This is a genomic window from Piscinibacter sp. (genome assembly GCF_050175855.1).
Lineage (GTDB): Bacteria > Pseudomonadota > Gammaproteobacteria > Burkholderiales > Burkholderiaceae_C > Piscinibacter.
In genome coordinates, this window is the sequence record NZ_JBFXIO010000319.1 from 1 (window position 1) to 6,114 (window position 6,114).

Below are 6,114 nucleotides of genomic sequence, written 5' to 3' on the forward strand. Positions count from 1 at the left end.
AGACGAGCTTGCCGCCGCCGGCCGATGTGAGCTGGGCAAACATGCCCGTGGCCTTCTGTTGCGCCACCGTGCCGCGGACCCACGGATCCTTGACCGTGGTCTGCGCCGACGCCGCGGCACTCAGCACGAACAGACCCGACGCGAGCGTGATGGCGATCATCTTGTGAAACATGGAGCCTCCTTGGGAAGTAGAGCTTCTGAAACAGCCGAGTGCAAACGCACCCGGCGAACTGTGTGCGCGGCGGCTGGGACCTGTCATCCGCCCCGTTCCGCCAGCAGCAGCTTGAGGTCCGCCGCCACGGAACTCGCGGGCTCGGCGTGCTTGATCGCCAGGCGTAGCCGGCCCGCCGGATCGAACGCGTAGCTCAGCGCGGTGTGATCCATGGTGTAGCTCGAGCCGGTCGGCACCTTCTGGTAGAAGATCTTGAAGTCGCTGGCCGTGGCCTGCGTCTGCGCCATATCGCCCGACAAGCCCAGAAACGCCGGGTCGAAGGCCTCCATGTAGGCCCTCAATACATCCGGCGTATCGCGCTCCGGATCGACGGTCACGAAGATCACCTGAAGGCGCTTGCCTTCGTCTCCGAGAGCCCGCTTGACCTCCACGGCCCGCGTCAGCGCCGTCGGGCACACATCCGGGCATTGCGTGAAGCCGAAGAAGATCAGCACCACCTTGCCCCGAAACTCCGCCAGCGATCGCTCGCGTCCCTCCGGGTCATTCAGATGGAAGTCCTTGCCCCAGTCCGCCCCGGAAACGTCCAGTGAACGGAAGCTGGGCTTGTTGGCTTCGCATCCGGCAAGAGCGTAGAGCGCCAGCACACTGCCGGCGAGCCCCGAGAGCGCGCGGCGCCTTGTGCACCCGGCTGCGCTTCGCCCCATCGTTACGCCTGCAACCATGATCGTCGTCCTCAATGTCGGTGGGCGGGCGCGTCCCTGGGCGTCTGCACCCAGACGGTGACTTCGTGCTCTCCGGCCCGCTCGAACCGCAGCCACAGGGAGAAGCGCTGCCCATCGCGCAACGGCGACCTCAGGCCCAGCAGCATCAGGTGGATGTCGCCCGCATGGCGAAGCTTCAGTTCAGCGCCGGGAGGGATGTCGATGCCATCCACGGCCCGCATCCGCATCAGGTCGCCCTCCATCACGCTGCGATGGATCTCCGCCGATTCAGCCCGTTCGGTTCGGGCCCCGACCAGTCGATCCGCGGCCTTGCCTCGATTGATCAGCGTGCGGAAGTACACCGCGCCGGTACGAGCGCCGTCAGGCGTCGGCGTCGCATAAGGATGATCGATGGTGAGGTCGCCGGCCCGCGTGCCGTGCGCCAGCGCGCCCGGGCTGTAGACGCCCGTCGCCACGGCAAGGGCGGCGACCGCGCACAGCTTGCGCCGCGAAAGATCTGGCGCTGCGAGGCTGGCCGTGGTTCGAGTGGGTGGTTTCGTCACCAGGATCCTCCCAGCCAGCGCGGATTTCGCCACAGCGCCCGCAGCGCCACGTGCGACACCCGGCCGCCGGCGAAGCGCTCCAGCCCGCTCTCGATCGACACCGTGACCTGCTCGTGCGGCTCGAACAGCACGGCAGCCGTTGCCCGTTCCACGGGGCCGCCACCGGACAAACCGGCTGCATCGCCGAGCAACACCGTGCCGATGCCTTCCAGCCGGTTGTCGGGGACGAGCCGCTCGAGCCGGCCCGCCAGCGTCCACCGCGCGACGGGCCGCCATATCACGTCGGCCCACACCCCAGCGACTCGCGAGCTCAGCCGCGCGTCTCCGCTGGTGGCGTAGAGCGAGCCCTTGTCATGGCGCCACAGGCCGGCCAGCGCGACGCTCCAATCCCCCTGTGCGGGCTCCCACTGCAGGCTACCGCCCACCACGTCGACCGTGCCGTCGAAACAGACGCGCTGCTGCAGGCTCACGCGGCAGTCGAGGCTGCCGTGCACATGCCCCGTCGTGCCGAGCGACTGGGCCGCCGCGCCGCGGGCTTCGGGCTGGAAATGTGCCGCGGCGAGGTGGGCATCGAGATGCCCCCAGCCGGCGTGCAGATGCAAAGAGGGAACGGCCGGGCCAGCCGGGCCGCCGGGAAAGGCCTGGCCGCGCCAGAGCCCCGCTTCCAGCGCGCGAAGGCCGTCAGCGTCCGGACGGCGCCTCAACAGCGCGTAGCCGTCGTCGATCCTCTGGTCGTTGAGTACGGCGCGCTTGGCCAGCGGCGGCTGGCTGAAGCGATCGTAGTGCCCGGCGCCATCGATCACGGCGCCCATGCGAACCGTGTCGCGACCCAGCCGCATCTCGATCTCGTCGCCGGCGCGGTCGAAGCGTGCCTGCAGGTTCGCGGCTTCGGTGTGTACCTGTTCGCGATCGTGCCAGCCAGCGGCCACGTGAACGCCGAAGCGCCTGTCGAAACGAGCAGCCAGTTCGAGCGTGCCGTGCTCGAGGCGCAGCCCTCCGCGCTGTTCCCGCGGCGCGCTGCCGTTGATGAGAACTCCAGGCCAGGCTGCCACGGGCCATCGGTCGTCGGCCTTCGGCGCGATGAGTGCGATCGCCGCGCCCGCCTGCCAGCCAGGTGTCTCGGGCAAGGCATCGGCGCCGGGCTCGTGGGCCTGTACAGCCTGCGCCGACAGCGCGCCCAGCGCTGCAACGAGCCACGCCGAGGCTCGCTCAGTTCGCCGCGAACGGATCGGCATGGCGCGGGTTGGTGAGGAAGTCATGGTCGGTCAGCGTCTTGAGGAACGAGACGATGTCGGCCTGTTCCTGATCGCTCAGGTCGATGAGGCTGACGAGGTCGCTCTTGTAGGGGTTGGCTCGGCCATCGCCGGCGTTGGGGCCGGCGGGGATGTTTCGCCCGCCGGCGGCATAGAAGCGCAGCACGTCCTCGAGCGTCGTGATCGTGCCGTCGTGCATGTACGGCGCGGTGACCTCGACATTGCGCAGGCTGGGCGCACGGAACTTGCCCATGTCCTGCGCCCGGGCAGTCAGCTCGAACACGCCGCGGTTCGGCTCCGGAAAGGCACCCGTGCCGCCGATGTTGTAGAGCCCGGTATTGCTGAACGGGGTCTCGACGATGCGGCTGCCGGCATGCACGATCTGGTCGTTGAAGTTGAAGCTGCCATGGCAGTGGAAGCACTCGGCCTTCTCGCCGAAGAACAGCTTCATGCCACGCAGCTCCGCGTCGCTCAACGTCGTCCTGCCGGCCAGCCACTGGTCGTAGCGGCTGTTTCCCGAAATCAGCGTGCGCTGGAAGGCCGAGATCGCCTTGATCACGTTGCCCCAGCTGATGGGCTGAGCCTCGGCGGGGAACGCGGCCGAAAAGCGCTGGGGATAGGACGAGGCCGACGTGTCGTCGCGCAGCCGCTGCAGGACGACCTCCTTGTTGGCGTCGTTGACCCCCATCTCGATCGGTCGTTCGCCGAACAGCGGCGTTTCCATCTGCCGCTCGAGCGTGACCAGCGACGGATTCGCCCAGGTCAGCGTGGCGTTGTAGACCACGTTGACGAGGTGCTGCGCGCCGCGCGGGTGCACTTCGCCGGTCGAGCCGATGGCCTGCGCGAGGCCGTCGGTGAAGGCGAGGTCCTGCCGATGGCACCCGGCGCACGCCTGCTGGCCATTACCCGACAGCCGCCGGTCGTAGAACAGGAAGCGGCCGAGTTCGACCTTCTCCGCCGACATGGGGTTGTCGGCGGGCACCTTCGGCTCGGGGAAGTAGGACGGCAGCGACCACGACCAGTTCGCGGCCGAGCTTCGCGTCTCGACGAGGTCGGTGCCGCCGCCTCCGCACGCGGACAGGCCGGCGAGCGCCGCGAGCATCGCGGCGCCCCCGGCGAACCAGGGGCCGCGGCGCTTCACTTCGCGATCGCCCGGAACAGGGTCTGGGCGGCGCCGCCGTTGAGCGGCAGACCGGTGCCGGTGCCGTCGCTCTTCCAGTCGATGGCCAGCGCCTCGAAGACGTGCAGGCACTCGGGATCGGTGCCGCCCGACATGCAGCCGGGTGCGCCGGCACCGTTGACGGTGATGTCCGTCCCGGCCACCAGTGCCTTCACGTCGACCGCGAACTTCTGTGTCGAGGGGTTGAAACTCGCGAACTGGAAGTCCATGCGATTCGGCGCCACGCAGGACACGGTCTCGCCGTTTGCGGGGTTGCCGGTGCAACCCGTCGAACCCAGGTGGAAGTTGAAGGTGTTGGAAGCCCAGGTGCCGGGCACGCCCGCCGGGTCCGTCACCTCGATCTTCGCGAACTTGCGGCCTGACTGCCAGCTCCAGGCCATGGCCTGGATGTCCAGCGGCTTGGTGGCCGTCGCATAGTCGCTGTGGTTCAGCGCGAACGGCACGCCCATGGTCATCTTCACGCCGACGTAGTCGCCTGCGGGCACCGTACCCTTGATCGTGGCGTTGGTGGCAGCCGTCCCCGCTGCGCATGAACCCGTCGCGTCCTCGAGGTCGATGAGCGTGAGCGCATTGCTGCCGGAGGTCAGGTTCCAGTCGTCGTTGGCACCGAGCGTGAGCGGGACTTCGCTGCCATTGGCTTTCACCAACTTCACGTTCGAGATGTAGAAGCGGAAGTCCTTGATCTGGGCATCGACGCTGCCGCTGCCGAGGCCCGTGACGACCGTGCCGCATTTCACCGGCGTGCCGCCTGCATACGCGGCGAATTCGAGGGTGACCGCCTGCGGGCCGTCGTCACCGCCGCCACCGCAAGCGGCCAGCAGGCTGGCGATGGCGAGGGGCAGTGCAGAGATCTTCAGATGGTTCGTGTTCATGAGGGACTCCTCCTTCATTGGTGAAATCAAAGTTGTGCAGAAGAATGTCGGGCCCGGGTTCATCGGTCCCGCAGGTGAAGGCGGCCCTGAGGGTCGAATGACCAGGGCAGCGCGATGTCGTGGTGCTGGGGCAGGGGCAGCCCGGTGTCGAACGGCGCCCGAGCACTGAAGTCGGCGAGAGGTTCGGGCAACGTTTGCAGCCGATCGGCGCGCGCGACGAGCACCTCGTCCGGTGGGAACGGCGCGGCGGCGAAGCCTTCGCCCATGACCAGGGCGATGCCGTAGATCAGGCTCACCGCCACCATGTGCATCGCAATGAACCGGCGGACGCGCACATGCTCGCTGCCTTGAACGGGGCGGTTCATGGCCGCACCTGCGCAGCCGCGATGTGCCGCACCTGCGCTTCGTGAGCCTCCAGCAGCGTGGGGCCGGTGGGTGTCCCGGGCACGAAGCAACAAGGCAGGCTCACCGGCCGGGAACCGGCGGGACTGCGATCGACCGGTGGGTGGCGAGGTATCGGTCGTGCGCCGCTGACCACCTCGAGACTGGCCCACGCCAGCCAGGCCACCAGGCCGAGCGTGGCGCCGATGTTCACGTGCGTCATGACCCGCATGACGCGTTGAATGAAACTCATGCGATTCTCCCGAAGCTGGGCGGAAGGCCCAGCCTGTCGTCGACAGGCGGCACCCGACCGAGGCGGTCGGGCACCGAGCGTTCAGACGGTCAGGAGAACAGTGGCGGCGCGCGTGGCTGCGCGCTTACCCACGCGTGCGAAGTGCGTGGGGCGGTCAGAAATGCGGCCGGAACCTCGGCCTCGAGCCCGAGCTCGAGCGGGACGATCAGAGGTGTCGGCGGCAGCCCAAGGGCCGGCATGTGGATCGAACAATAAGGGCAGTGTTCGAGCAGGTGCGCAGAAGCCGGGGCGCTCTTGGACTCGCCAAGACCTGCCGAGTCGTCCTGCACCCATTTCGAGCCCTGGGCGGTACAGATCTCGACCCAGGATGCCCCTTGGGTTGCGCCGAGGGCATGCGACAGCGACGGCGCCAGCGACGCCAGCAGGACGACCAGGATGGCCACCCAACCGGTGAATCGACGGCGAACGCGTGCTGCGTGCATAACAGCCATTGTAGAGGTCAGTCTCGCACGGGCCTCACACCCGAACAGGCTGGGGACCGATCCCCACAGTTCCGATTCGCTAGAACCCTACCAGCAACAACAACCGCAGCGCTCGCGGTGCAGACGGATGCAAATGTTTGTCGGCCACCGGCGCCGATTCGCTTGGCAACTGCGACTCGCAGTGGTTCTTGATTTCGAGCGGCAGCTTTCGGGCCGTGGGACGAATGTCACCTCTTGGCCGCGAGCAGACTCCCCCA

The 6,114-nt window shown here is 67.9% G+C and carries 8 protein-coding genes; all 8 read right to left on the reverse strand.

Annotated features, from left to right (window positions below):
- Positions 1-255 precede the first annotated feature (255 nt).
- The 8 genes from AB7U92_RS20075 to AB7U92_RS20110 all read right to left on the reverse strand — a co-directional run bounded on the left by AB7U92_RS20075 (position 256) and on the right by AB7U92_RS20110 (position 5,818).
- Positions 256-894, reverse strand: a complete 639-nt coding sequence (locus tag AB7U92_RS20075; RefSeq protein ID WP_428581095.1) for an SCO family protein — start codon at positions 892-894, stop codon at positions 256-258.
- Between the two features lie 11 nt (positions 895-905).
- Positions 906-1,436, reverse strand: a complete 531-nt coding sequence (locus AB7U92_RS20080; RefSeq protein ID WP_428581098.1) for a copper chaperone PCu(A)C — start codon at positions 1,434-1,436, stop codon at positions 906-908.
- Positions 1,433-2,671: a hypothetical protein gene (locus AB7U92_RS20085; RefSeq protein ID WP_428581101.1), complete on the reverse strand. Its 1,239-nt coding sequence runs from the start codon at positions 2,669-2,671 to the stop codon at positions 1,433-1,435. Before AB7U92_RS20085 ends, AB7U92_RS20080 begins: the two co-directional genes overlap by 4 nt.
- Positions 2,646-3,791, reverse strand: coding sequence for an MbnH family di-heme enzyme (locus AB7U92_RS20090; RefSeq protein WP_428581115.1), 1,146 nt, complete (start codon positions 3,789-3,791; stop codon positions 2,646-2,648). Before AB7U92_RS20090 ends, AB7U92_RS20085 begins: the two co-directional genes overlap by 26 nt.
- 35 nt (positions 3,792-3,826) lie before the next feature.
- Positions 3,827-4,804: an MbnP family copper-binding protein gene (locus tag AB7U92_RS20095; RefSeq protein WP_428581104.1), complete on the reverse strand. Its 978-nt coding sequence runs from the start codon at positions 4,802-4,804 to the stop codon at positions 3,827-3,829.
- Positions 4,801-5,106: a hypothetical protein gene (locus tag AB7U92_RS20100; RefSeq protein ID WP_428581106.1), complete on the reverse strand. Its 306-nt coding sequence runs from the start codon at positions 5,104-5,106 to the stop codon at positions 4,801-4,803. The genes AB7U92_RS20095 and AB7U92_RS20100 overlap by 4 nt, the downstream gene beginning before the upstream one ends.
- The gene (locus AB7U92_RS20105; protein ID WP_428581109.1) at positions 5,103-5,375 is read right to left on the reverse strand and encodes a hypothetical protein; all 273 of its coding nucleotides are present in this window, start codon (positions 5,373-5,375) and stop codon (positions 5,103-5,105) included. The genes AB7U92_RS20100 and AB7U92_RS20105 overlap by 4 nt, the downstream gene beginning before the upstream one ends.
- 89 nt (positions 5,376-5,464) lie before the next feature.
- Positions 5,465-5,818 (reverse strand): DUF2946 domain-containing protein, encoded by a 354-nt coding sequence (locus tag AB7U92_RS20110; RefSeq protein WP_428581112.1) that lies wholly within the window; start codon positions 5,816-5,818, stop codon positions 5,465-5,467.
- Positions 5,819-6,114: the final 296 nt, after the last annotated feature.

What these genes read in the sequence shown, in the direction of transcription:
- AB7U92_RS20075 (WP_428581095.1), bottom strand. Translation starts at nt 894, where the DNA reads ATGGTTGCAGGCGTAACGATGGGGCGAAGCGCAGCCGGGTGCACAAGG.
- AB7U92_RS20085 (WP_428581101.1), bottom strand. Translation starts at nt 2,671, where the DNA reads ATGCCGATCCGTTCGCGGCGAACTGAGCGAGCCTCGGCGTGGCTCGTT.
- AB7U92_RS20090 (WP_428581115.1), bottom strand. Translation starts at nt 3,791, where the DNA reads ATGCTCGCGGCGCTCGCCGGCCTGTCCGCGTGCGGAGGCGGCGGCACC.
- AB7U92_RS20095 (WP_428581104.1), bottom strand. Translation starts at nt 4,804, where the DNA reads ATGAACCCGGGCCCGACATTCTTCTGCACAACTTTGATTTCACCAATG.
- AB7U92_RS20100 (WP_428581106.1), bottom strand. Translation starts at nt 5,106, where the DNA reads ATGAACCGCCCCGTTCAAGGCAGCGAGCATGTGCGCGTCCGCCGGTTC.
- AB7U92_RS20105 (WP_428581109.1), bottom strand. Translation starts at nt 5,375, where the DNA reads ATGAGTTTCATTCAACGCGTCATGCGGGTCATGACGCACGTGAACATC.